This is a genomic window from Geodermatophilus amargosae (assembly GCF_900116515.1).
GTDB classification, from domain to species: Bacteria; Actinomycetota; Actinomycetes; order Mycobacteriales; family Geodermatophilaceae; genus Geodermatophilus; species Geodermatophilus amargosae.
On record NZ_FPBA01000003.1, the window covers coordinates 98,782 to 123,667 of the forward strand.

Genomic DNA, 24,886 nt, shown 5'->3' on the forward strand with positions numbered 1-24,886 from the left:
GACCGCGGTCACGGCGTACGGCCCACTGGGTGCGTCCCCCCGACCTCCCACCCAGGAGCAGCAGACATGGCAGCTGGCACCGCCGCCGGCAGGCGCGACCGCACGCACTGGCTCTACATCGCCGTCATCGGCGCCGTCGTCCTCGGCATCGCCGTCGGCCTGGCCTTCCCCGAGTTCGCCGCCGGGCTGAAGTGGATCGGGACGGCGTTCGTCGGGCTGATCAAGATGCTGATCGGCCCGGTCATCTTCTGCACGATCGTCCTGGGCATCGGCGCCATCAGGCAGGCGGCGAAGGTGGGCCGGATCGGCGGCCTGGCGCTGGGCTACTTCATCCTCATGTCCACGATCGCGCTGGCGATCGGCCTGGTCGTGGGCAACGTCCTGCAGCCCGGCGACGGCCTGCAGCTGTCGGACTCGCTGCGCGGTGAGGGGGCCGAGCTGGCGGGCACGGCCGAGGAGAGCGGCGGGACGGTGGACTTCCTGCTGGGCCTCATCCCGACGACGCTGGTGTCGGCGCTGACCGACGGTTCGGTGCTGCAGGCGCTGCTGGTGGCGCTGCTCGTCGGGTTCGCCATCCAGGCGATGGGCCGGGCGGGCGAGCCGCTGCTGCGCGGCATCGGGCACTTCCAGAAGCTCGTCTTCCGCGTGCTCGCGATGGTCATGTGGGTGGCGCCGATCGGGGCGTTCGGCGCGATCGCGGCGGTGGTCGGCGAGACCGGCGTCGACGCCCTGAAGAGCCTCGCGGTGATCATGCTCGGCTTCTACGCCACCTGCGCGGTCTTCGTCTTCGTCGTCCTCGGCCTGCTCCTGCGGCTGGTCGCGAAGCTGAGCGTCTTCCGGCTGCTGAAGTACCTCGGCCGCGAGTTCCTCCTGATCGTGTCCACCTCCTCCTCCGAGACGGCGCTGCCCCGGCTGATCGCGAAGATGGAGCACGCCGGCGTCAGCAAGTCGGTGGCCGGGATCGTGGTCCCGACCGGGTACTCGTTCAACCTCGACGGCACCGCCGTCTACCTGACCATGGCCTCGCTGTTCATCGCCGAGGCCCTCGGCGACCCGCTGTCGGTCGGCGAGCAGCTCGGCCTGCTCGCCTTCATGATCATCGCGTCGAAGGGTGCGGCCGGGGTCACCGGCGCCGGCCTGGCGACCCTCGCCGGCGGCCTGTCGGCCCATCGCCCCGACCTGCTCGACGGCGTCGGCCTGATCGTGGGCATCGACCGGTTCATGTCCGAGGCCCGCGCGGTGACCAACTTCGCCGGCAACGCGGTCGCCACGGTCCTGGTCGCCACCTGGACCCGTGAGCTGGACCGCGAGCAGCTCACCGCGGCGCTCTCGGGCCGGGCTCCCTTCGACGAGGCGACCATGCTCGACGACGACCACGGCGACCTCCCCGACTCCGCCACGAACGCCGGCCCCGGTGGGCGGGACGCCGAGGCCGCGGTGCGCGAGCAGGCCGTCGCCTCCGTGCGCTGACGCCCTCCTTCCGCACCCCCGACCCCGGCATGGCGCCGGGGTCGGGGGTGTGGTCGTCTCCTGCGGTGCCCGCCGCCGTCCCGTCCGACGCCGACGTCGTCGTCGCGGGCGCCGGCCCGGCCGGGCTGTCCGCGGCGGCGGCCTGCGCCGCGGCGGGCCTGCGCACCGTGCTGGTGGCGCCGTCCGTGAACCCCTGGACGCCCACCTACTGCCTGTGGGCCGACCAGCTCGACGCCGCGGCCGGCCCGCTCGGGCTCGACCCCGACGCCGCCGCGGCGCGGTACTCCCCCACCGTCGTCCGCACGGCTGCCGGCGGGGAACGGCGCCTGGAGCGGGACTACGCGCGGCTCCGCAACGACGTCGTGCACGCCGCGCTGCTCGACCGCCTCCGCGCGCACGGCGGGCAGGTGCGGACCGGCCGGGTGACCGGGCTGGTCCGCGACGGCGGCCGGGAGGTCGCCGTCCTCGCCGACGGCGGCCGGCTGGCCGCGCGGGCGGTGCTCGACGCCCGCGGCGGCGGGCCGGGTTCCGCGCAGCAGCGGGCCTGGGGCGAGGTGGTCGCCGGCCCGGCGCCCGGCCTGGTGCCGCCCGGTGGCGCGCTGCTCATGGACTGGACGGCGCTGGCCGACCCCGCCGCACCCCCGGCCTTCCTCTACGGCCTGCCGCTCGACGACGGCACCGTGCTCCTGGAGGCGACCTCGCTGGCCGGCCGCCCGCCGGTGCCCCTGGCCGACCTCCGGGCCCGGCTGGCCGCGCTGCTCGACGCGCACGGCCTGCGCCCGGCCGGGGAGTCCGAGCGGGTGGCCATCCCGCTGGACGCGCGGCCGCGCGCCGCCGGGCCGGGCACCGCCCTCGGGGCGGCGGCCGGGCTGGTGCACCCGGCCACCGGCTACAGCGTCGCGTCGTCGCTGCGGCTGGGCCCGCGGGTGGCGGCGACGCTGGCGGCCGGCGGGGACCCGCGCCCGGTGGTGCGCGCCGCCCGGCCCCGGACGACGGCGGGGCTGCTCGGCCTCGGCCTGGAGGTGCTGCTCCCGCTCGACACGGCGGCCACCGACGCCTTCTTCGCCGCCTTCTTCACGCTCCCCGAGCGGGCGTGGGGCGGCTACCTCGACGTCGGCTCACCGCCGTCCGCCGTCGCCGCGGCCATGGCGCGGGTGTTCACCGCGCTGCCGGGGGCGCAGCGCGCCCGTCTGCTGCGCACCGTCGCACGTGTGGCCGCGCGACGGGCCGGGCGCGGTGGGCGGCCGGCGTAGAGCCCGCCCACCGCGCCGGGGAGGGCGACCGGGTCAGGCGGCGCTGCCCAGGTCGCGCAGGCCCGCCGTCACGCTGAGGGCGAGCCGGCGCGTCACCCGCAGGGCCTGGTCGGCCAGCCCGTAGGCGGCCTCGACGAGGTCCTCGGGCCGCACCAGCGCGGCCGGCACCACCGACCGCACGATCGCGGTCGCCCCGCGGACGACGGCGGCCGCGGCGTCCTCGCCGCTGCGCCCCGCCTCGGCGAGCTGCCGCCGGGCCTCCTCCTGCTCCTGTCCGCGCAGCTCGGCGAGCAGGTCGGCGCGGGTCGCGGCCACCAGCCGGTCGGTGCGCTCGCCCTCGGCGGCCGGGGAGTCGCCCGCCTCCGCCACCACGCGCCCGGCGACGATGCGCCGCGCCTGCGACGTGACGTCGTCCTGGGTGCGCACCAGGTCGCGCAGCTCGGTGTCGGGGTCCCCGGCCGGGCCGGTGTGGGTGTCGGTGTCGGTGTGGGTGCCGGTGTGGGTGCCGGTGGCACGGTCGGCGGCCGGCGCCGTCGCGCTGTCCGGGGTGGGCCGCTCGTCAGCTCGCTGCGACTTCGTGGGGGCGGTCATCTGAGGTCCTCCGTCGTTCGGTCCTGCGGGACACCGCCCACCCTCCGCACGCGAGGTGGACCGCAGCCGGGGACCGGGTGTCGGACCGGAGAGGGCTGCCCGAACAGCCGCCTCAGGCAGGGGTCGGCGGCGGCGTCGGCCCCGGGTCGACGGCCAGGGCGTGCTCGGGCAGCACGCCGGTCCGCGACCGCTGGCGCAGCAGGTACCAGGCCAGCCCGACGGCGACGATCCCGCCGATGAGCACGAACGCCGCCCACTGCAGGTACCAGTGCTGCTCCCCGGTCGCGTTGTAGACCTCCCGCCGCGGCCAGGCGAGGTTCAGGGCCATGCCGGCCCCCCAGAGCACCGCGAGGACGTTGACCGGCAGGCCCCAGCGGCCCAGGGAGAAGCGCCCCTGCTCGGCGGGCAGCGGCCAGCGGCCGCGCAGCCGGCTGATGAGCATCGGCACGGTGACCAGCAGGTAGGCGAGGTAGATCATCACCACGGCGATGCTGGTCAGGGCGGTGAAGATCTGCGGCTGGCGGATGTTGAGGACCAGGACCGCGAGGGCCAGCACCCCGATGACGACGGCCGGGACGACCGGCGTCCGCCGCTTGGGGTCCACGCGGGCCAGCCGGGCACTGAAGGGCAGCCCGTTGTCGCGGGCCATCGCGAAGGCCATCCGGATGGTCGCGGTGTGCACGGCCAGGCAGCACACGGTGATCGCGACGACGATGCAGACGAGGAACGCCTTGCCCAGGCCCGTGCCGGCCACCTGCAGCAGGACGTACTGCAGGCCGCCGGAGCTCGACGCCAGCTGCGGGTCGGCGAGGTCGGGCGCGGCCATGAGGCCGAAGAGCAGGATCAGCCCGCCCAGGACGAACGACGCCGTGATCGCCCGGATGATCGCCCGCGGCGCGGTGCGGCGGGGGTCCTTGGTCTCCTCCCCCAGCGAGCTGGCGGTGTCGAAGCCGTACATGACGTAGCCGGAGGCGAGCGCGGCGACGAGGAAGGCACCGAGGTAGTCCAGGCTCTGCCCCTCGCCCGTGCCGGCCGTGTCGGTGAGGACCTCCTGCGGTCCGCGGGTGGCGCTGATCCCGAGGATCACGACGATGAGGACCGCGGCGACGAGCTCGATGAGCACCCCGGTGCTGTTGATCCGGGACATCAGCTTCACGCCGAAGGCGTTGACCAGGGTGGTGAACAGGATGAGCACGCCGCCCAGGACGACGGCGTTCACGGGGACGTCGTAGGTGCCGGTGCCGTCGCCGACGACCTGGAAGCCGGACCACAGCTGGGGCAGCGTGATCTGGTAGGCGAGCACGGTGGCCGCCAGCGTCACGATCGAGGCGGTGAGCATCACCCAGCCGGCGAGCCACGACGTCGTCGCGCTGCCCAGCCGCTTGGTCCAGTTGTAGAGCGACCCGGCCACCGGGTAGCGGGCGGCGAGCTCGGCGAAGCACAGCGCGACCATGAGCTGCCCGGCGAAGACCATCGGCCAGGACCACACGTAGGCCGGGCCGCCGGCGCCGAAGCCGAAGTAGAAGAGCTGGAACGTGCCGGTGAGGATCGAGATGTAGCTGATCCCGGCCGCGAAGCTGGCGAAGCGCCCGATGCTCCGGTCGAGCTTCTGCGTGTAGCCGAACTCCGCGAGCTGCGGGTCGCCGTCGTCCTGGGGGCGCACGGGGGGCCTTCCGTCCGGGGAGTGGATCGCGTGATCACTCTGACCGACGGCGCGGTCCCCGGCGAGCCGACGCCGGGGACCGCGGAGGGGCCCGACCTGCGGTGTCAGCTCGCCAGGTCAGCTCGCGGTGGCCTCCGGCGTGAACTGGGCGCGGGCCGCCGCCTCGCCGCCGGCGACCTCCTCGGGGGTCGCGGTGCCCGAGGCCGTCACGGTGGACACCCAGGCGTCGATCGAGGCGGAGTTGGCACGGCGCACCTCCTCGCTGCCCTCCCAGGCCACCGGGTCGCCGACGTCCTCGCCGCGCAGGTGCAGCCCGAGGCCCAGCAGGGCGACGTCCCACCCGGGTCCGACGAACAGCGCCCCGGCACCGCTGCCCGCGAAGGCCAAGGGGACGGTGTGCTCGAGCTCCAGGACCGTGGCCCCGCCGGCCGCGGTGAGCCGGACGGTCACGACGCTTCCCGGCCCGCCCCAGGTGAGGACGAGCGTCGAGGGCGGGGAGCACTCGCGGATCTCGCCGTCGGCGTTGCCCTCGACGGCGAAGGTGCCTCCCTCGCGCAGGTCGCCGGTGACCGGCGCGAACCAGCGGGCCAGGCGCGCGGGGTCGGTGACGGCCTCCCACACGTCGTCGGCGGCGGCCGGGTACTCGCGCCGCACGGTGACGGCGACCAGTTCGTCGTCGCCCCCGCCGCGGCGGGCGACCTCTCGGGCGGTCTCGGCGATCTCGGCCAGCAGGTCCCTCACGGTCGTTCCTCCTCGGGTGGGTCCACCGGGCCGGTGCCCGGGGGGCGTTCCTCGCGCAGGCGGCGCTCCCGCTTCCCGCGGGCGAGCTCGGTGGCGAGTGCGTCGAGGTGCCGGTCCCACGTGCCGCGGAACCGCTCGAGCCACCGGTCGACGTCCTGCAGCGGCGCGGGCTCGACGGCGTACAGCCGCCGTGCGCCGTCGGCACGGACCCGGGCGAAGCCGTTCTCCCGCAGCACCCGCAGGTGCTGGGAGACGGCCGGCTGGGAGATGCCGAACTCCTCCCGGACGACGGCGGTGACCTCGCCGGCCGACCGCTCGCCGTCGGCGAGGAGCTCGAGGACCCGCCGCCGGACCGGGTCGCCCAGGACGTCGAACGCGTGCACGGCCGCAGCGTTTCAGTTACCCCTTATATGAGTCAATGCTTATGCGCTATGACGGCGCCCGGAGCACGCGTGCCGCCGCTACCCTGCCGACCGGTGAGCGCTGCGACGTCCGGTCCCGGCCCGCTGGCCGGACTGCTGCGGACCGCGCGGCTGCGGGCCGCGCTCAGCCAGGAGGAGCTCGCCGCCCGCTCGGGGCTGACCGCCAAGGCGGTCAGCGCGCTGGAGCGCGGCGAGCGGCGCCGGCCGCACCCGCACACGCTGCGCGCGCTCGGGGAGGCCCTCGGTCTCGACGAGGCCGGCCGTGCCGCGCTGGCCGCGGCGGCCCGGCCGGGAGGCGACGGGGACCCGGTCGTCGGCCTGCCGGCCCCGGCCGCGCCGGTGTTCGGCCGGGACGACGACGTCGCCGAGGTGGCCGGCCTGCTGCGTACCGGGGCGGCCCGGCTGGTCACGCTCACCGGCCCCGGCGGGGTGGGCAAGACGACGCTGGCGCTCGCGGTGGCCCGCGCGGTCGCGGCCGACTTCCCCGACGGCGTCACGGTGGCCGAGCTCGCGCCGGTGCGGGAGGCGCGGCTGGTGCTGCCCACGCTGGCCCGGGCCCTGGGAGGCCGGCAGCTGTCCGGCCCGGTCGCCGACGCGGTGGCCGCCCGGCTCGGCGACCGCCGCCACCTCGTCGTCCTCGACAACGTCGAGCACGTGCTCGACGCCGCGCCGGAGGTCGCCGACCTGCTCGCGCGCTGCCCGGGTCTGGCGGTGCTGGCCACCAGCCGGGCGCCGCTGCGGGTGCGCGCCGAGCGCGAGCGGCCGCTGGGCCCCCTCCCGCTGCCGGCCGGCAGCAGCGCCGCGGCCGTGGCCGCCTCCCCCGCGGCCCAGGTGTTCCTCGACCGCGCCGCGGCCGCCGGGCGCCCCGGCGCCCTCACCGAGGCGAGCGCCGCCGACGTCGCCGCCATCTGCCGGCGGCTCGACGGCCTGCCGCTGGCCCTGGAGCTGGCCGCGGCGCACGCCCGCTACCTGCCGCCGGCCGCGCTGCTCGGCCGGCTGGACGAGGCGCTCGGGTCCGGCCGCTCCCGGGACCTGCCCGAGCGGCAGCGCACGATGCGGGCCGCCCTCGACTGGAGCCACGACCTGCTGACCGCCGCCGAGCAGGAGCTCCTGCGCCGGCTGGCGGTGTGCGCCGGCAGCTTCTCCCTCGACACCGCGCGGGCGGTCGCCGGCGGCGGCGACGTGCTGGCCGCGCTCGGCGGCCTGGCCGAGCAGTCCCTCGTCCTGCCCGAGGAGGGTCCGGAGGCGCGGTACCGGCTGCTGGAACCGGTGCGCCAGTACGCCGCCGCGCGGCTGGAGGAGGCCGGCGAGACGGCGCTGGCCGCCGACCGCGCGACGGCCGCCGTCCTCGACCTCGCCGCCGGCGCGGAGACCGGGCTGGCCGGCGCCGAGCAGGGCGCCTGGCTGGACCGCCTGGAGCACGACCACGGCAACCTCGGCGCGGCCCTCGGGCGGCTCGTGGACACCGGCCGCGCCACCGACACCGCCCGGCTGATGGGCGCGACGTGGCTGTACTGGACGGTGCGCGGCAACGTCGCCGAGGGCCTCGGGTGGGTGTCGCGGGTCGACCGGACGGGCCTGGCGCCGGCCGACGACGCCCGGGCGCTGCTGGCGCTGGCCGCCCTGCGCTACGCGGCGGGCGACGTCCCCGGCACGGCGGAGGCGGCGGCCGGTGCGGCGTCGGCCGCCGCGCGTGCCGGAGCCGGGGACCTCCGGGCGCTCGCGCTCGTGCTCACCGGGTCGGCCGCGGTCGTCCTCGGCGACCTCGACGCGGCCGGCCGCGACCTCGCCGAGGCGCTGCGCCTGGCGGAGCGGACGGGGCAGGCCTGGGCGCGCACGCACGCCGTCACCGGCCGCGGCCAGCTGCTGCTGCAGTCCGGCGACCTGGCCGGCGGGACGGAAGCGCTGGCCGACGCCGAGCGGCTGGCGCGGGAGCTCGGCAGCCCCTTCAGCCTGGCCACGGTGCTCAACGTGCAGGCCTCCCTCACCCAGCTCGCCGGGGACGAGGACGGCGCCCTCGCGCGGTGGGCCGAGGCCGCGGAGCTGGCCGCGGCGGTCCGCACCTCCTGGACGCTGGCCTACACACTGCCCGGGCTGGCCGTCATCGCCGCCTCCCGCGGGCTGCCGGAACTCGCGGCCCGGCTGTTCGCGGCGGGGTCGGCGACGGCGGAGGCCGCGGCGGTGGCGGTGTCCTTCCCGCCCGACGTCGCCCTCGCCCGGCAGGTGCTCCCGGCGGTGCGGGCGGCGCTCGGCGAGGAGGCGTTCGCCCGGGCCTGGGACGCCGGCCGGCTGGTGCGACCGACGGACGTCCCGGCCCTGGCCGGCGAGATCAGGCGGTCCCGCGGACCTCGCTGACGTAGCGGCGGTACTGCCGGGCGAAGACGGTCCGCAGCAGCAGGCGGACGGGGAACGGCACGACGTGCAGCATCATCGTGCGCTCCTCGGGGCTGCACTCCTCCAGCAGCGAGCCGAACAGCAGCGGCAGGTCGCGCGCGGACATCTGGCCCTTGCCGTGCTGGCCGAGCTGGTCCCACTCCTCCTGCGTGACGTGCCGCTCGGCCAGCGGCAGGATCTCCCGCTCCTCCTCGGCCAGGTGCTCGACCAGCACGGCCCGCAGCGCCTCGAGGGTCGAGGCGACCTCCTCGGCCACGGCCGGCCGGGCCTCGACCTCCCACCGGTCCAGCGCGGGGCCGAGGAGCCCGGTGAGGTGCTCGACCTGCTCGTGCTGGGCCTCCATGCGGTGCACCAGCCCGGCGTCGGGCGGGCATCGCTCGAGCAGCTTGGGCCAGAGCAGGTCGTCCTCGGCGGTGTGGTGCAGGTACAGGCCCTGCAGCAGCATCCGGGCGTGCCGGACCAGCACGGCGGCGCGGCCGGTGTCGCCGGGGGCGACGGCCCGGACCAGCCCGGGCAGCAGGCCGAGCTCCCGGCGGAAGGCGCGGTGGACGACGTACATGTCGCGGACGTCGGTGCGGGTCATGGCGGTGTTCGTCATGGGGACGAGCCTGTCCGCGGCGCCGCGGACGTCCCACCCACAGGACCCCCACGCTGGTCCCACGATCCGGACCGGTGTACCCGTGTCGCCCCGTTCCGCGGCGGTGACCGCCCGCGTCAGTGCTCGGAGGGGTGGCGGTGGAACCGCCGCCACGGGTGCCGCCGGGCCGTGGGGGGCTCGGGGTGCTGCTCGCCCTCCGCGGCGGACTCGGCGGCCACCCGGGAGGCGGTCGCGCCCGTGGCCCGGGGGGCCGGCGGCCGCGTGCGCTCGGCGAGTCGTTCCCGGCTGAGCTGGTGCTGCAGGCCGAGCGGGTCGGAGCGCGAGCCGCGGGCGGCGACGTCGTGCTGCGCCTCCCACTGGGCGATCAGCTTCTCCTCCGGGGACATCTCCCAGCGCTGCCGGTCGTCACCGGGCGTCGGTGTGGACGTGCTCATGGCGCTCCTCCCTCGTCCCGCCCGGTCCCGGACCGGGCGTCGTCCCGCTCGGGCGCACGACGGTGACCGGGCAGTCCACCGCCCGCATCACCGACGTGGCCACCGATCCCATGAGCCGCCCCCGGGCTCCGCCGCGGCCGCGGGAACCCACGACGAGCAGCTCGGCGCCCGCGGCCGCGGCCACCAGTGCGTCGACGGGGGCGCGGTGCACCGCGAGGCAGGACACCGCGACGTCCGCGGGCAGCCCGGCGGCGGCGACGTCGTCGTCGAGCGCCTGCCGCACCGCGGCCTCGTACTCGGCCAGCGGCGGCACGTACGCCGGCTCCCAGCTGGCCGGCCGCGGCGCGGTGGTCAGGCTCCAGCCGCGGACCACCAGGAGCGGCAGGCCCGCCCGGCCGGCCAGCCGTCCGGCCCAGGCCAGCGCCGTCCGTGCGCACGCCGACCCGTCGACCCCGACGACGATCCCGCCGCCTCCCGGGAACGCGTCCACGGCAGCGCACCTCCCGGCCGGTCCTCGACGACCCGCCGGGTCCAGTGGACGCCGTCCCGGGGGCCGGCGGGAGGGTCGGAGGTCCCTGGGGACCGCCGGGGTCAGACCTCCTCGGTCTCGAGGTCACCGGAGGCCCGCTGCACCCCGCCGGCGACCACCACGACGGCGACCAGCGCGGCGAGGGCACCGATGACGACCACGGCCGGCAGCTCCAGCAACACGTCCAGCGCCGCCACCGCCGCAGCGAGCAGCGGCCACCACAGCGCGCGCCGGGACTCCCCCGTCATCGCCGACGTGGTGACGCTCGCCGAAGCCAGGTAGACCGCGACGCCGCCGGCCACCAGCAGCCGGGTCCCCACCGGCACCTCACCGGCCGCGGCCTCCACGACCGCGAGCTCCAGGCCGGCGCCCACCGACGCCAGCGCCAGCGTCAGCGGCAGGTGGCCGAAGACGTAGACGTCGTGGGAGTGCGCGCCGTTGGACTCCCCCGCCTCGCTCAGCAGCTTCTTCGCCCGCGCGCCGGCGAGGTCGAAGTAGCTCCACCACAAGGCCGCGGCGAGCACGAACCCCAGCGCCGCCACCGGCAGCGCGGCACCCGTCCACTTCGCGTCGTAGAGCCCGTGCGCGACGGCGGCCACCGGCTCGCCGAGCACGAGGATGACGAAGAGCGCGAACCGCTCGGGCAGGTGCTCGACGTGCAGCGGCACGTCGGTCCGCGACCGCGTCGCCAGCAGCGGCACGAGCGCCTCGACCAGGACCGCGGCCGCCCACAGCGCGTAGGCGGCCGGCCGCGGCACCGCCAGCGACACCGCCCACAGCGTCGCACCGGCGCCCGCGCCGAGCAGGTAGAGCCGGGTGATCGGCCGCGCCTCCGGCACGTGCTTGTGGGCCCGGCGGTACTGCAGGAGCAGCGTGATCCGCAGCGCGACGTGGCAGAGCACAAAGACGACGAAGCGCTCCCCCGTGGCCTCCGACGCCGACGCCGCCAGCCCGACGACGGCCGCCATGCTGCCGAGCTTGTACAGCCGGTAGACGACGTCGTCGTGGTCGAAGCGGTTGGCGTACAGCGTCGAGCTCACCCACGACCACCAGACGGTCGCGAAGAGCCCGGCGAAGACGAGGAACCCGTGCCAGGTCACGTCCTCGCGCAGCGCTATCGCCAGCTCGGCCACGACGAGGACGAACGCCAGGTCGAAGAAGAGCTCCAGGCGCGAGGCCGAGCGGTGGTCGTCGGTGCGCAGCTGCGGAGGCCGGACGGCGTCCCCCCGGCCGGTGAGGCCGTCGATCAGCCGTCGGCCCAGTCCCTGGTCGGCCACGGATCTCCCCCTGTCGGCGGCGTCAGGACGCGGCGGTCGCCTCCGGCGTCGGCGCCGACCGGCTCAGCTTCCGCCAGATCCAGCTCGACGGCACCCGCTGGCCGGTGACCAGGTAGTCGGCGACGCCCTCGATGAACATCGTCGCCTCGACCTCCCGGTGCACCGCGGCCCGGCCGGCGAAGAGCAGCTCGTCGCCGGGCTCGAGCACCAGGTCCCCGTCGGGGGCGAGGTGCGCCTCCCCGCGGCGCAGCGCCAGCAGCGGGACGGCCAGCAGGGTCTGGTCCCGGTCGGCTGGGTCGCGCAGCAGGTCGGTGAGCCGGAACCCCCCGGCGGCCAGCCGCGGGTGGAGCGCCGGGGCGTCCTGCGCGGTGAGCCGCACCTTCCACAGCGCCTCGAGGTGGCTGCCGCACGCGTCCAGCAGCCGCTCGACCACTTGCGCCGACCACGCGTCGCTCTGCCGCGGCAGCTCGCGCAGGAAGCGCCACAGCAGCGGCGTGCTCAGCCGGGCGTAGGCGTCGTGGGCGACCACCTCGGTCGGCACGAGCAGCGCGTCGACCTCCATGGCGGCGAACAGTGCGGCGTCGGCGGGCTGGTTCTGGCGGGCGGCGACGAACAGGCCGGGGTTGATCCGCCGCGCCTCGGCGATCAGCGAGAGGTTGGTCGTGTCGTTGTCGGTGCCCGCGACCAGGCCGACCGCGGACGCCAGGTCGGCCCGCCGGATGGTGTCCGGGTCCGCGGCGTCCCCGACGACGGTCGGCTCCTCCTCCGGCGAGGGGTCGACGGTGGTCACCTCCAGACCCTCGGCGCGCAGGTCGGCGGCGAAGTGCCGGCCGAACCGGCCGTAGCCGCACACCACCCACCGGCCGGGCGCGGGCGCACTGCCCCGCGGCGGGACCTCGGCGCCCGGGCCGCTCTCCAGCCAGGTCATGAGCTGGTAGGACGCCGGGGTCCGCAGCGCCAGGCGCAGGTGGTCGCCGAACCGGTCGAAGGGGTTGATGATCGTCGGCGAGCCGAACCCGCACATCCGCTCGGCCACCGTCGGCGACGTCGTGCGGGCGACCACCGGCAGCTCGGGGCGCAGCAGGGCGGCGGCCATGGTCACCGCGAGGTTGGCCTCGTCGTCGCCGGTGACGGCCAGCACGCCCTCGCAGTACGGGTGCCCGAGCCCGGCGACACCCAGCACGTGCGGGTCGCGGGCGTCGCCGACCACCCCGGGGACGTCGGCCCGGTAGCTGGCGATCTCGAGCGCGTCGATGCGGTTCTCCGAGATGTCGACGACGGTGAACCGGCGGCCCAGGGCGTCAAGGGAGGCGCCGAGCGTCTCGCCGGCCTGCCCGAACCCGGAGATCAGCAGGAACGGCTCGCGCAGCCGGGTGACCTTGCGCGACACGTGCCGCAGCGCCAGTGCCTGCCGGAACGCGCGGTCCTGCACCAGCGACAGCAGCGAGCCGATCGCGTAGGCCCAGCCGACGACGGTCAGGTAGATCGTCCCGGTGACCCACATCCGCTGCCCGTAGCTGAACGCGTAGGGGATCTCGCCGAAGCCGATCGTCGTCGCCGTGTAGCTCATGACGTAGAACGAGTCGAAGAGGCTCAGGCGGACCGGTCGCCCCTCGGCGTCGAGGCCCGGGATCAGCGACAGGCCGAGCACGCTGACGAAGAAGATGACGATCAGGGTGATCAGCGGCGCGCGCATCCGGCGGAGGACGACGAACACCGTCGCCGACCCCTCTGCACGCGGCACCACCGGCGCCCGCCGGCGCACGCGGCGGCCGCGGGTCGTCACCGGTGTCGGGGGCGCGGCTTCCATGGCGGTCGGCGGCGGTCGGCGGCGGTCAGTGGCGCTGGAAGGAGACGGTCTCGACGACGAGCAGCACCACCGAGACCACGTTGGCCAGCAGCGCACCGCCCGACAGCGACACCATGCTCGCGGTCGCGTTCTCGGTCAGCCCGTCGGCGGAGATGTGCACCGCCCAGGCCCAGGTCATCGTGGCCGCGATCAGCTGCAGGTCGGCCACGAGGCTGGTGGCGAGGTGGACGGCGCCGATCTGCGTGCGGTCGCCGAACTTGAGCACCGTGGCGATCAGGCTGACCACCAGCGCCGCGAACAGCTCGTAGACGTTGTGCAGCTCGGGGTCGGAGATGTCGCCGAGGAAGAAGCCGAAGTTCAGGGTCGCGGCGAGCAGCACGAAGAAGCCGAAGACGACCTTCTCCAGGTTCACGCTGCGGTCACCCCCCTTCCGGCGCGGGAGTGACGCTAACCGGACCGGGGGACACTCACCTCTCGAGCCGGCACCCCGCTGCGAGCACGGCAACGGCGCTGCCAGCATGACCCGGTGCTGCTCGCCGACGTCGTCGCCGCCTCCGCCGCCGTGGCGGCCAACCGCTCACGCACCGCCAAGGCGCAGGCCATCGCCGCCGCCCTGCGCGCCGCTGCGGCCGGGGAGGTGCCCGGGGAGGTCGGGCCGGTGGCCGCGTGGCTGGCCGGCGAGCTGCCGCAGGGCCGCGTCGGGGTCGGCTGGCGCACCCTGGCGAAGGCCGCGCCGGCTGCCGCCGCCGCGCCGTCCCTGACCGTGGCCGCGGTCGACGCGGCGCTCACCGGCCTGGCGGGCACCGCCGGCAGCGGCTCGGCCGCCCGCCGGGAGGCCCTGCTGGCGGAGCTCCTGGCGGCCGCCACCGACGACGAGCAGCGCTTCCTCGTCCGGCTGGTCGGCGGCGAGCTGCGGCAGGGCGCCCTGGAGGGCGTGGTCCTCGACGCGGTGGCGGCCGCGGCCGGCGTCCCGGCGCCGGTGGTGCGGCGGGCCATGATGCTCGCCGGCCGGCTGGACGAGACGGCCGCGCTCGCCCTCGGCGGCGGACAGGACGCGCTGTCGACGGTGGGGCTGCGGGTGGGCCGGCCGGTGCGCCCGATGCTGGCCAGCCCCGGCTCCTCGCTGGACGCCGCGCTGGCCGACCTCGGCGCGGAGGTCACCGTGGAGCACAAGCTCGACGGGGCCCGCATCCAGGTCCACCGCGACGGCGACGAGGTCCGGGTGTGGACCCGCACGCTGCGCGAGGTGACCGGCGGGGTGCCCGAGCTGGTCGAGCGGGTCCGCGCGCTGCCCTGCCGCACCGCCGTCCTCGACGGGGAGACCCTCGCCCTCGACGACGACGGCCGCCCGCGCGCCTTCCAGGACACGATGAGCCGCTTCGGCAGCGACGGCGCCGACGCCTCCGACGAGGCAGCCGTCCTGCTGAGCCCCTTCCTCTTCGACGTGCTGCACCTCGACGGCCGCGACCTGCTCGACGAGCCGCTCGCGGTCCGCCTCGACGCGCTGGCCGGGCTGCTCGCCGGCGCTGAGCACGCGCCGCTGCGGATGCCCGGCGTCCGCCGGCCGACGCCGGAGCAGGCCGCCGCCGTGCTCGACGAGGCGCTGACCGCCGGCCACGAGGGCGTGGTGGTCAAGGCCCTCGACTCCCCCTACGCCGCCGGCCGGCGCGGCCGGGCCTGGCAGAAGGTCAAGCCGGTGCACACCCTCGACCTCGTCGTCCTCGGCGCGGAGTGGGGGTACGGCCGGCGCACCGGCACGCTGTCCAACATCTGGCTGGGCGCCCGCGACCCCGACGGCGGCGAGCCGGTGATGGTCGGCAAGACGTTCAAGGGCATGACCGACGAGCTGCTGGACTGGCAGACCCGCACCTTCCCCGCACACGCCCGCGCCGAGCACTCCTGGGGTGTGGAGCTGGAGCCCGGGCTCGTCGTCGAGATCGCCCTCGACGGCGCCCAGCGCAGCACCCGCTACCCCGGCGGCGTGGCGCTGCGGTTCGCCCGCGTGCTGCGGTACCGCCCGGACAAGACCGCCGGCCAGGCCGACGACCTCGAGGCCGTGCGCGCCCTGCTGGCCGGGGGCTGACCGGCGGCAAGCAGGAGCGAAGCGGGTCGCAAGCGGCCGCCGCCAGCGTCGCGGCGTGACCCCGACCCGCTGCCTCCCCGTCCTGCTCGCCGCCGGCGCCCTGGCGCTGGCCGGCTGCACCGCCGCGCCCGGCGGGACCGCCGCCGCCTCCGCACCCGTCCCCTTCGACGAGGTCCTCGGCACCGTGGTGCTCGACGCGGTCGCCGGCGAGCCGCACCCGGACCTGCCGCGCGTCCAGGCCCTCGACGCCGCCACGCTCCCCGACGGCCGGGCGTTCGTCCTGACCTGGGGCGCGGACGTCCGGCTCGTCGAGGTCCTCCCCGGCGGGGACGGAGCGGAGGTCGGCGACGTCGTCGACCTCCCCGACCTCGGCCGGGGGGCCACGCTGCACCCCTCCGCCGACGGCGCCCTGCTCGTCGCCGGCAGCGACGACGGCGGTCCGGTCCTGCTCACGGTGCGGGGGAGCGACGTGACCGAGCGGCGGGTCGACGTCGGCCGCCCGGTGCTGTCCGCCGTGCGCTCCCCCGACGGCGCCACCGTGTACCTGAGCCTGGCGCCCGCCGAGGAGACCGGCGAGCCGGCCCGGCTGGTCGCCGTCGACGCCGTCACCGGCGAGGTCACCGGCACCGCGCCGCTGGGCACCGGGCTGGACCCGCGGGCGCGCGCGTACCGGCTGCTGCCCCGTCCCGACGGCGGCCTGGTGGCGGTCATCAGCGATCCGGCGCCCGGTGGCGCGCTGGACCGGCTCGCCGAGTACGACGCCGCACTCGAGCCGGTGGTCGTGCCGTTCGACGTCGTCGCGGCCGTGGGGACGTCGACCCACACCGACGTCTCCGTCGGGGTGACCGGGGACGGCGACGTCGTCGTGCTGACCGACGTCCGCGACGGCCGCCGGGTGTCGCTGTTCTCCGCGGGCGAGCTCCGCGGCTCCGTCGAGGTCGCGGTCACCGGGCCGGTCGACGCCGTGGCGGCCGGGCCGTCCGACGGTCTCGTGACGCTCGCGTGGAGCACCGAGCCGGCCCTCGTGACCCTCGACCCGGCCACCGGCGAGCTCGGGGAGCCGCTGAGCTCCTGCGACGGTCTCGGCGGTCACGACGCCCTCGACGTCGCCCCCGACGGCAGCCGGGCGGTCGCGGCCGGCTCGTGTGGGGACGACGACGTGGTCGCCGTCCTCGCCGGGTGAGCCGGAGCGGGTGGTTCACTGCACGGGTCGGCTGGCAGGCGGGAGGCGCGGTGGCGGGGACGGGACCGGTGCCCGGCGGGCTGGTGGCCCTGCTCGACGTCGAGGAGGCCGGGCCCGACCTGTTCCGCGGCCGCCCGCGCGGGATCCCGGCCGACCGGGCGTTCGGCGGCGCGGTGGTGGCCCAGTCGCTGCTGGCGGCCACCGCAACCGTCCCGGACGACCGGGCGGTGCACTCGCTGCACGCCTACTTCGTCCGCGCCGGCGACCCGGCCGCGCCGACCGACCTGCAGGTCACCCGGGTGCGCGACGGCGGCAGCTACGCCACCCGCGAGGTGACCGCCGTCCAGCACGGGCGGACCACCCTGGTGCTGACGTCGTCCTTCGCCCGGCCCGAGACCGGTCCCGAGCACCAGGTGCCCGCGCTCGGCGCACCGCCGCCGGAGTCGCTGCCGCTGCCGGAGGAGTCGCTGGCCGGCGCCCCGGCGCCCGTCGCCGAGTGGCTGTCGTGGCTGGACCGCCGGCACCCGTTCGACTTCCGCTTCGACGGCGCGCTGCCGCGGGTGGCCGCCGGCCGGGGTGAGGCCGCACCGCCCCGGCAGCGGTTCTGGTTCCGCTCGCGGGAGGCGCTGCCCGACGACCCGCGGCTGCACGCCTGTGCGCTGGCCTACGCCAGCGACATGCTGCTGCTGTCGGTCGCCGTCGCGCCGCACGGCACGGTGATCGGGGCACCCGGCGTGGCCACCGCCAGCCTGGACCACGCCGTCTGGTTCCACGGGCCGGCCCGCGCCGACACCTGGCTCTGCTACGAGCAGGAGAGCGACCGGTCGGCCGGCGGCCGCGCGATCTGCTCCGGCCGCGTCTTCGACCGCGAGGGCCGGCTGGTGCTCAGCGTCGTCCAGGAGGGCATGCTCCGCCGCCGTCCGGTGTGACCGGCCGCCGCCAGGGGCGACGCGTCGAGGTCCTGCGGCTGCTCGCTGACGGGGACCGCGTCTGGTGTGATGGAGGGCACAGCGCGCGCCGGACGGGTCCGGCAGCGCCGTGGCTGACCGCAGGGCTGGGAGGTGCGCATGGCCGGCTGGACGGCGGGAGCGCCCGGGACCGCCCGCTCCCGGCACGTCCGCGTACCGTCGCGGGCGGACGACGCCGACGGCGTCTCCCCCACCCCGACCGGACTCACCCGACCGGGTGGACCTCCCGCGACCGGCCTGTCGCCGGGTCCTGCGCCTGCCGATGGGGGCCCGTGACCAGTCTCGCCGTCCGCCTGGCAAGCGGCGTCGCGCCCGGGGCCGCCGGGCGCCCGCCGGACCCTCTCGCGGTCCTGCTCACGACGCTCGACGAGCTGGAGACCCTCTCGCGCTTCGACTCCGAGCCGGCCGCCGCGCGCGCCGGCGACGCCGCGGCCGCCGCGCGCGAGCTCGGCCGCCCCGACCTCGAGCAGCGGGCCCTGCTGGCCGGCGCCGACGTGCTGCGCCGGCGCGGCTCGGTCGCCGAGGCCGGCCGGATCGCCCACGACGTGCACCGCTGGGCCACCGAGGCCCGCTCCCGGCACCTGATCGCCCGCAGCTCCTTCGTCCTCACCGCGGTGTTCCAGGAACTCGGCGACCTCGCCGGCGCGCTCGAGCACGCCGTCCAGAGCGTGGACCTGCTCGACGACGACACCCTCCCGGCCCTGCGGGTCGACCACCTCGTCCGGCTGGCCGACGTCCTCGGTCTGTCCCGCGACCCGGCCGCGCCCGAGCGCTACGCCACCGTCCTGCGGCTGGCCGAGGACCTCGGCGACGTCGACCGGCAGCTGCGGATCCTCAACAACCGCGCCTACACCGACACCCTGGCCGGCCGCTTCGCCGACGCCCTGCACTTCAGCACCCGGCTGCAGGACCTGGCCTCCGCGCAGGGGATCCCCCTCGACGTCGGCCGGCTCGACACCGTCGCCCGCGCGCTCATGGGCCTCGACCGGCTCGACGAGGCCGAGGCGGCGCTGACGCCCGGCCTGGCGCCGGAGGTGCTCGGCAGCTCGCACGACGGCGACGCGGGCGCGGACTTCCTGCTCACCCTCGCCGAGGTGCAGCGCCGGCGCGGTGCGGTCGACGCCGCCCAGACGACCCTCGACGAGTGCGTCCGCCGCTGCGTGGAGCACGGGCTGACCTCCATCCGGGTGCGGGCCCGCGCCGAGCAGGCCGAGCTGCACGCCGCCGCCGGCGACCACCGCGCCGCGTTCGAGGAGCACAAGCGCTACTGCGCCGAGCTCGTGGAGCAGCAGTCGGCGCAGCGCGACTCGCGTGCCCGCGCGATGCAGGCCATCTACGAGACGACGGAGGCGCGCCGGCAGAGCCGCCGCTGGCGCGAGCTGTCCCTGCGCGACCCGCTGACCGGGCTGCACAACCGGCGGCACGTCGACGACGAGCTGCCGCGGGCGCTGGCCGACGGCGCGCAGGTGTGGGTGGCGCTGCTCGACCTGGACCACTTCAAGCGGGTCAACGACACCTGCTCGCACGCCGTGGGCGACGAGGTGCTGCGTGCCGTCGCCGGGCTGCTGCAGGCGCAGGCGGCGCCCGGCACCGGCTCCCTGGTCGCCAGGCTGGGCGGCGAGGAGTTCCTGCTCGTCTTCGCCGGCGTGGACGCCGAGACCGCCGCCGCGCACCTCGAGCAGGTGCGCAGCGCCGTCGCCGGCCACCCGTGGGCCCCGCTCACCGGGGACCTGCCGGTGACCGTCAGCATCGGCGCGGCCAGCACCGCCGACGTCCCCGACCGGACGACGGCCCAGCTGCTGGGCCGGGCCGACGCCCGGCTCTACCGCGCCAAGCGCGGCGGTCGCGACCGCGTCGTCCTGGTGGACTAGCAGCGCGGACCAGCGGCGCGGAGCGGGCCCGGGCGCATCCCGTCGAGGCGGTGCACGCTGCAGGGGTGACCGCCGAACCGTCGCCCGGGCCCATCAGCCGCTTCCCCGTCGCGGACGCCGCCGACCTCCCCCCCGACCTCGCCGAGCGCCACGCCGAGGTCGAGGAGAAGTCCGGCTTCCTGCCGAACGTGTTCGCCGCGCTGTCCTGGCGGCCGGCCGAGGAGCGCGCCTTCCTCGCCATGCACGACGCGCTCATGGACAAGGACACCCCGGGCCTGTCGACCGGCGAGCGGGAGCTGATCGTCGTCGCGACCAGCGCGGCCAACGACTGTGCCTACTGCGTCGTCGCGCACGGGGCCATCGCGCGCATCCGCACCCGCGACCCGTACCTGGCCGACCTCGTCGCCGTCGACTGGCGCAAGGCCCCGCTCGACGACCGCGTGCACACCGTCCTGGACGTCGCCGTGCGGCTGGCCACCGACCCCGCCGCGGTGACCGCCGGCGACCTCGACCGCCTGCGCGCGCACGGCCTCACCGAGGACGACGTGTGGGACGTCGGCGCGATCACCGCGTTCTTCGCGTTGTCGAACCGGCTGGCCCACTTCGCGGCGATCCCGCCCAACCCGGAGTTCCACCTGATGGGCCGGCTGCCGCGGCAGCGGTGAGCGCTCAGGCGGCCTCGGGGAGCGCACCGTCCTCGAAGAGGTCCCGGGACACCACGCCGGTGTCGGGGTTGTCGGTGAACATCCCGTCGATGCCGGTCGCCCAGAACCGCAGCTGCTCCTCCAGAGCCCGGCCGTAGTCGTCGGGCGCCGGCCCCTCGAGCAGGTCGGTGGGCAGGAAGGTGTTCTCGTTGCGGAACGTGTACGGGTGCACCAGCAGGTCGACGGCGTGCGCGTCGTCGACGAACGACGTGGGCTCCCCGAGGGTCCCGTCGGCGTTGCGCGGGATCACCTGGTTCTTCTCCGGGCCGACGCCGTCGGCGTACGTGGCGATCTCCGCCAGACCCGCGGCGGTGGACAGGTCGGCGTAGGTCCGCGGGTCGCCGGCGGCGACCAGGTCGGCCGGCGCGCCGGTCGCCGACAGCAGCTGCACCAGCGGCACCCGGACGCCGGCCGCGTCGAGCTCGCGCAGGTTCGCCGTCTCGAAGGACTGGAGGAACACCGGCGAGTCGCGCCGGTCCAGGCGCGCCTCCTGCAGCGCCGCCACCAGCGGCTCCTCGAGCGAGAGCCCGATCGAGTCGAAGTAGGTCGGGTGCTTGGTCTCGATGTAGGCGCCGACCTCGCGGGGCAGCTCCCGGCTCAGGTCGGTGAGCAGGTCGAGGTACTCCTCCAGCGTGGGCACCGGGTAGAGCCCGTCGTAGAGGGTGTTCTCCTCGCGCACCTCGGGCAGCCGCTCGACCGCGCGCAGCGTCCGCAGCTCCTCGAGGGTGAAGTCCTCGGTGAACCAGCCGGTCAGCGAGACACCATCGACGACCCTGGTGGTGCGCCGGTCGGCGAACTCGGGGCGGTCGGCGACGTCGGTGGTGCCGGAGATCTCGTTCTCGTGCCGGCAGACCAGGATGCCGTCGGCGGTGCTGACGACGTCGCACTCGACGTGGTCGGCTCCCATGCGGGCGGCGAGCTCGTAGGCGGCCAGCGTGTGCTCGGGCCGGTACCCCGACGCGCCGCGGTGGGCGATGACGAGCAGGTCCGCGTCGTCGGCGCCGGATGCCGGTGGGGAGCCGTGCCGCGGCGTCGCCGAGGCCGGCCCGGCGAGGACGAGCAGGACGGCGAGCAGTGCGACCCCCGCAGCGGACGGGCGGAACGAGGGGACGGACACGGTGCCTCCGGAGGGCTCGGCCGGCGGCCCTCGCCGGCGGTCCCGCAGCGACCCCAGCCGACGCGGGTGAACGACCCGCCGACGGGCCGGCGAACACAGCGTGGCCCCCTCCGCGGGCCCGTGCCCGGTGGAAGGCACGTGGACGCCGGGACGGTGCCGGCCGGCGACTACCGTGACCCCGTGACCAGCACGGACGGCGGGACCGACGACCCGAGGGGGATCGCCGACGCCGACTTCGACCGGCTGGTCGCCCTCGTCCGGACACTGCTCGACGTCCCCACCGCCCTGGTCTCGCTCGTGCGCCCGGACGAGCAGGTGTTCCCCGGTGCGGTCGGCCTCCCGCCGGAGTGGCAGGTCCGCCGCAGCACGCCGCTGAGCCACTCGTTCTGCCAGTACGTGCGGTCCACGGCCCAGCCGCTGGTGGTCCGCGACGCCCGCGAGGTCGAGGTCCTGTCGGCCAACCGCGCCATCGAGGACCTCGGCGTGATCGCCTACTGCGGCGTGCCGCTGGTCGGGCCCGACGGCGACGTGGTCGGCGCCGTGTGCGCGATCGACTCCCGCCCCCGCGACTGGACCGACGCCGACGTCGCGGTGCTCACCCAGGTCGCCGGGCTGGCCGCCTCGGAGCTGCGGCTGCGCGCCCTGACCCGCGAGGCCGAGACCGCCCGGCGAGCAGCCGAGCGCGTCGGCGAGCAGACCCGCATGCTGTTGCGATTCGCCGACACCCTGGCCGACGCGGTCACCCTGGCCGACGTCGCCGCGGCCGTGACCGCGGCCGCCGCCGAGGTGCTCGGCACCTCCTGGACCTGCCTGGCGCTGGTCGACCCGGCGACCCGCCGGCTGCGGCTGGTGCCCACGCCCGGGCACGCCGGCAGCACGGCCGCCGTGGGCGACGCGGGCTCCGTGCCGCTGGGCACCGAGCACCCGCCGTCGGCCGCCCTGGCCACGGGCCGCGCGGTGTTCCTGCCCGACGCCGCGGCCACCGCTGAGCGCTTCCCGTCCGCCCGGCCGCCGCTGCCGGTCCCCGGCCCGGTGGGCGCGTCGGCGCACCTGCCCCTGCCGGTCGCCGGGTCGCTGCCGGGCACGCTGAGCCTGGTCTGGGACGCGCCGCGCGCCTTCGGCCCGGTCGAGCAGGGGCTGGTCCTGGCGCTGGCGGGGTACACCGCCCAGGCCGTGGCCCGCGCCGTGCTGCTGGCCCGGCAGGAGTCGGTGGCCACCACCCTGCAGCGCGCGCTGCTCGGCGAGCTGCCCGACCCGCCCGGTCTGGACCTGGCCGCGCGCTACCTGCCCAGCAGCGCCGGCGCGCAGGTCGGCGGCGACTGGTGGGACGCCTTCGACGACTCCGACGGCGCCACGGTCCTGGTGATCGGCGACGTCACCGGCCACGACGTCGCGGCCGCGGCCACCATGGGCCAGCTGCGGTCGATGCTGCGCGGCTTCGCCTTCGAGGGCGGGGGACCCCCGGCGCGGGCGCTGGACCGGCTCGACGCCGCCGTCGCGGGGCTGCGCACCGGGGCGCTGGCCACCGCGCTGGTGAGCCGCGTCGACGGGACCGACGACGGGCGCCGGGTGCTGTCGTGGAGCAACGCCGGGCACCCGCCGCCGCTGCTGCGCACCCCCGACGGCCGCATCGAGGTGCTCGCCTCGAAGCCGGACCTGCTGGTGGGGCTGGACCCCGCGCGGCAGCGGCACACCCACTCCGTCGACCTGGCGCCGGGCAGCACGGTGCTGCTGTACACCGACGGGCTGGTCAAGCGCCGGCGCACCGACCTCGACGAGGGCATCGCCCAGCTCACCGCCCACTTCGCGGCGGACGAGGGCGGCTCGCTGGACGACCTGCTCGACCTGCTGCTCGAGGGCGTGCGCGGCTCCACCGACGACGACGTCGCGCTGCTCGCCGTCCGCGTGCGCTGACTCAGCCGGCCAGGCTCCGCGCGAACCGGGAGATGTCGGCGACCGTGGAGTCGTACACGTCGCCGACCGCGGTCTTGAAGATCGAGTCGGCACCGTGCGTGAGCCCCAGGTTCACCCGGCCGGTGGCGCGCACGCCGGCCGCCTGCAGCTTCCGGTAGTAGGCGATCCCCTCGTCGCGCAGCGGGTCGAGCTCGTTGACCGACACGACGTGCGGCGGCATCCCGGTGAGGTCCTCGACGGTGGCGAAGTAGGGCCAGGCCAGCGGGTCGCGGGCGTGCTCCCCGGTGGGGTCGTAGGTGGACACGAGCACGTCCATCATCAGCGTGTTGAGGAACCAGCCCTCGTTCTCCACGAGCGAGGGGAGCTCGGCGCGCTTGGTCTCCTCGTCCCAGCCGTAGCCACCGGAGATGTACGGGACCATCGCGTAGACGCCGGCGATGGCGCCGAGGCGGCCCTCGCGCTGGGCCAGCAGCGCCGAGGCCAGGCACAGGTTCGCGCCCCCGGACTCGCCCTGCAGCACCAGGGACGTCATCCCGAGCTCGTCGCGGTGCGCGTCGAGCCAGGTGAGCGCGTCGGCGCAGTCGTGCAGGCCCGCCGGGAACGGCGCGTGGCCGTCGGTGGTGACCGCGTTGCGGAAGTCCACGGCGATGACGACCAGGCCCGTGGCGGCGAGGTCCTCGCACCAGCGGGTGTGCAGGCGGTTGTCGCAGTCGAGGATCGTCATGCCGCCGCCGTGGACGTAGACCAGCCCGGGGAGCGCCTGCCCCTCCGTGCCGGCCGGCCGGAAGACGTACAGCGGGATCTCGTCGCCGTCCCGGCCCGGCGCGGTGCGCACGGCCCGGACGACGTCGTCCCGGTGGGTCTCCTCCTGGGCGACCGCCGCGTACAGACCCTCGAAGGCGTCGTGGGCACCGCGGACGAACGCCAGCCGGTCCTCCAGCGGCGTGTCGCGCGGGAACGGCGGGGCCGCGGCCTGGGCGTCGAGGCCGAAGCGGGCGAGGGCCTCGCGCAGCCGCCGGTCGGCGCGGGGGTCGGTGCGGTACTCGGCGCCGGGGTCCCCGAGCCGGCCGGGCAGCGGGATGGACGTGCGGTCGGACGTGGCGGTCACGGTTCCTCCAGGGCAGGTGACGACGGGGTGGGCGGGGCAGGACAGCGGAGCAGGGCGGCGTAGACGACGGCGGCCTTGGCGGCGTCGGGCTCGGCGCCGGCGATGAGGTCGGCGTAGACGAAGGACTCCGCCACGCGGGTCAGCACGTAGGCGGTGTCAGGTACCGGCAGCGGCAGGACGGCACCGGCGGCCTCTGCGGCGGTGAGCAGCTCGGCGAAGGCACCGGTCACCCGCACCTGGTAGTCGGCGGCGCGGGTGGTGAGCAGCCGCAGGGCGCGGTCGGGCTCCCGGCGCAGGTGGGTGCGGAACGGCTCCGAGGAGCACACGTCGCGGGTGAAGCGGGTGAGCGCGTCGACCACCCGGGTCGCGCCCTCGCCGTGCGCCTCCTCCACCGCCCGGCGCCAGGTGGGGACGAAGAGCGACCAGATCACCTCGGTGAGCAGCTGGTCGCGGTTGCCGACCCAGCGGAACAGCGTCGCCCGGTCCACGCCCAGGCCGGCCGCCAGCGGGCTCATGTCCACGCGCGTGCCGGCGAGGAAGGTGCGGCGCGCCAGCCGGAAGGCGCGCATCGGGCCGTCGTCGTCGACGCCGTCGCGGAGCGCCCGCCCGAGACGGGTGGCGGGGACCGCGGCGGTCGTCACAGCGGCTGACCGTAGTGGCGTGGCTCACTGTGGCGCAACGATCCAGCAGGTGTTGCGCCGCAGGGAGGCCGTATACACCACTGCCGGCGCCCTCACCGCCGCCCTCGACGCCCGC

The 24,886-nt window shown here is 76.5% G+C and carries 22 protein-coding genes; 9 read left to right on the forward strand and 13 right to left on the reverse strand.

The window, feature by feature from the left end; all coding sequences use genetic code 11:
• Window positions 1–66: 66 nt before the first annotated feature.
• Window positions 67–1,470, forward strand: a complete 1,404-nt coding sequence (locus BM414_RS05675; RefSeq protein ID WP_093578476.1) for a cation:dicarboxylate symporter family transporter — start codon at window positions 67–69, stop codon at window positions 1,468–1,470.
• 65 nt (window positions 1,471–1,535) lie between these two features.
• Window positions 1,536–2,723, forward strand: a complete 1,188-nt coding sequence (locus BM414_RS05680; RefSeq protein ID WP_175551435.1) for a lycopene cyclase family protein — start codon at window positions 1,536–1,538, stop codon at window positions 2,721–2,723.
• A gap of 33 nt (window positions 2,724–2,756) precedes the next feature.
• Here the strand turns inward: BM414_RS05680 and BM414_RS05685 are convergent, their stop codons facing one another.
• The 4 genes from BM414_RS05685 to BM414_RS05700 form a co-directional block, all read right to left on the reverse strand.
• Window positions 2,757–3,314, reverse strand: a complete 558-nt coding sequence (locus BM414_RS05685) for a hypothetical protein (protein WP_093578478.1) — start codon at window positions 3,312–3,314, stop codon at window positions 2,757–2,759.
• A gap of 112 nt (window positions 3,315–3,426) precedes the next feature.
• Entirely contained in the window at window positions 3,427–4,977 is a 1,551-nt protein-coding gene (locus tag BM414_RS05690; protein WP_093578479.1) for an APC family permease, read from the reverse strand.
• 117 nt (window positions 4,978–5,094) lie between these two features.
• A complete protein-coding gene (locus BM414_RS05695) occupies window positions 5,095–5,718 on the reverse strand; it encodes an SRPBCC domain-containing protein (protein ID WP_093578480.1) in 624 nt (207 codons plus the stop codon).
• Window positions 5,715–6,101, reverse strand: a complete 387-nt coding sequence (locus BM414_RS05700) for an ArsR/SmtB family transcription factor (protein WP_093578481.1) — start codon at window positions 6,099–6,101, stop codon at window positions 5,715–5,717. Before BM414_RS05700 ends, BM414_RS05695 begins: the two co-directional genes overlap by 4 nt.
• A gap of 93 nt (window positions 6,102–6,194) precedes the next feature.
• Between BM414_RS05700 and BM414_RS31290 the strand changes: the two genes are divergently transcribed.
• Entirely contained in the window at window positions 6,195–8,495 is a 2,301-nt protein-coding gene (locus tag BM414_RS31290; protein ID WP_175551436.1) for an ATP-binding protein, read from the forward strand.
• On the opposite strand, the gene BM414_RS05710 is transcribed toward BM414_RS31290, so the two are convergent.
• From BM414_RS05710 to BM414_RS05735, 6 genes are all read right to left on the reverse strand, one after another.
• The gene (locus BM414_RS05710; RefSeq protein ID WP_093578483.1) at window positions 8,470–9,132 is read right to left on the reverse strand and encodes a hemerythrin domain-containing protein; all 663 of its coding nucleotides are present in this window, start codon (window positions 9,130–9,132) and stop codon (window positions 8,470–8,472) included. The two genes, BM414_RS31290 and BM414_RS05710, sit on opposite strands and share 26 nt — an antisense overlap.
• A 116-nt stretch (window positions 9,133–9,248) precedes the next feature.
• Window positions 9,249–9,566, reverse strand: coding sequence for a hypothetical protein (locus BM414_RS05715; RefSeq protein WP_093578484.1), 318 nt, complete (start codon window positions 9,564–9,566; stop codon window positions 9,249–9,251).
• Window positions 9,538–10,056, reverse strand: coding sequence for a universal stress protein (locus tag BM414_RS05720; RefSeq protein ID WP_093578485.1), 519 nt, complete (start codon window positions 10,054–10,056; stop codon window positions 9,538–9,540). The genes BM414_RS05715 and BM414_RS05720 overlap by 29 nt, the downstream gene beginning before the upstream one ends.
• A 101-nt stretch (window positions 10,057–10,157) precedes the next feature.
• Window positions 10,158–11,372, reverse strand: a complete 1,215-nt coding sequence (locus BM414_RS05725) for a low temperature requirement protein A (RefSeq protein ID WP_093578486.1) — start codon at window positions 11,370–11,372, stop codon at window positions 10,158–10,160.
• Window positions 11,373–11,394: 22 nt separating this feature from the next.
• On the reverse strand, window positions 11,395–13,158 hold the full coding sequence (locus tag BM414_RS05730) for a potassium channel family protein (protein ID WP_245784516.1): 1,764 nt from the start codon (window positions 13,156–13,158) through the stop codon (window positions 11,395–11,397).
• A 49-nt stretch (window positions 13,159–13,207) separates the two neighbouring features.
• Window positions 13,208–13,594 (reverse strand): DUF6394 family protein, encoded by a 387-nt coding sequence (locus BM414_RS05735; RefSeq protein ID WP_093578488.1) that lies wholly within the window; start codon window positions 13,592–13,594, stop codon window positions 13,208–13,210.
• Window positions 13,595–13,708: 114 nt separating this feature from the next.
• Between BM414_RS05735 and BM414_RS05740 the strand changes: the two genes are divergently transcribed.
• From BM414_RS05740 to BM414_RS30025, 5 genes are all read left to right on the forward strand, one after another.
• Complete coding sequence (locus BM414_RS05740) at window positions 13,709–15,265, forward strand: ATP-dependent DNA ligase (RefSeq protein WP_093578489.1); 1,557 nt, start codon at window positions 13,709–13,711, stop codon at window positions 15,263–15,265.
• Window positions 15,266–15,320: 55 nt separating this feature from the next.
• Window positions 15,321–16,448: a hypothetical protein gene (locus tag BM414_RS05745; RefSeq protein ID WP_093578490.1), complete on the forward strand. Its 1,128-nt coding sequence runs from the start codon at window positions 15,321–15,323 to the stop codon at window positions 16,446–16,448.
• A gap of 50 nt (window positions 16,449–16,498) precedes the next feature.
• Window positions 16,499–17,377, forward strand: coding sequence for an acyl-CoA thioesterase (locus BM414_RS05750; protein WP_217644560.1), 879 nt, complete (start codon window positions 16,499–16,501; stop codon window positions 17,375–17,377).
• A 311-nt stretch (window positions 17,378–17,688) separates the two neighbouring features.
• Window positions 17,689–19,287, forward strand: a complete 1,599-nt coding sequence (locus tag BM414_RS05755) for a GGDEF domain-containing protein (RefSeq protein ID WP_245784517.1) — start codon at window positions 17,689–17,691, stop codon at window positions 19,285–19,287.
• 65 nt (window positions 19,288–19,352) lie between these two features.
• Entirely contained in the window at window positions 19,353–19,952 is a 600-nt protein-coding gene (locus BM414_RS30025) for a peroxidase-related enzyme (protein WP_217644561.1), read from the forward strand.
• 4 nt (window positions 19,953–19,956) lie between these two features.
• On the opposite strand, the gene BM414_RS05760 is transcribed toward BM414_RS30025, so the two are convergent.
• Entirely contained in the window at window positions 19,957–21,108 is a 1,152-nt protein-coding gene (locus tag BM414_RS05760; protein ID WP_175551437.1) for a glycerophosphodiester phosphodiesterase, read from the reverse strand.
• A gap of 180 nt (window positions 21,109–21,288) precedes the next feature.
• Between BM414_RS05760 and BM414_RS05765 the strand changes: the two genes are divergently transcribed.
• On the forward strand, window positions 21,289–23,022 hold the full coding sequence (locus BM414_RS05765; RefSeq protein ID WP_175551438.1) for a GAF domain-containing SpoIIE family protein phosphatase: 1,734 nt from the start codon (window positions 21,289–21,291) through the stop codon (window positions 23,020–23,022).
• 1 nt (window position 23,023) lies between these two features.
• On the opposite strand, the gene BM414_RS05770 is transcribed toward BM414_RS05765, so the two are convergent.
• Both BM414_RS05770 and BM414_RS05775 read right to left on the reverse strand, forming a co-directional pair.
• Window positions 23,024–24,130 carry an alpha/beta hydrolase fold domain-containing protein gene (locus BM414_RS05770; RefSeq protein WP_093578493.1) on the reverse strand — a complete coding sequence of 369 codons (1,107 nt, stop codon included), beginning with the start codon at window positions 24,128–24,130 and terminating at the stop codon, window positions 23,024–23,026.
• On the reverse strand, window positions 24,127–24,771 hold the full coding sequence (locus tag BM414_RS05775; RefSeq protein WP_245784518.1) for a QsdR family transcriptional regulator: 645 nt from the start codon (window positions 24,769–24,771) through the stop codon (window positions 24,127–24,129). Before BM414_RS05775 ends, BM414_RS05770 begins: the two co-directional genes overlap by 4 nt.
• Window positions 24,772–24,886 lie beyond the last annotated feature (115 nt).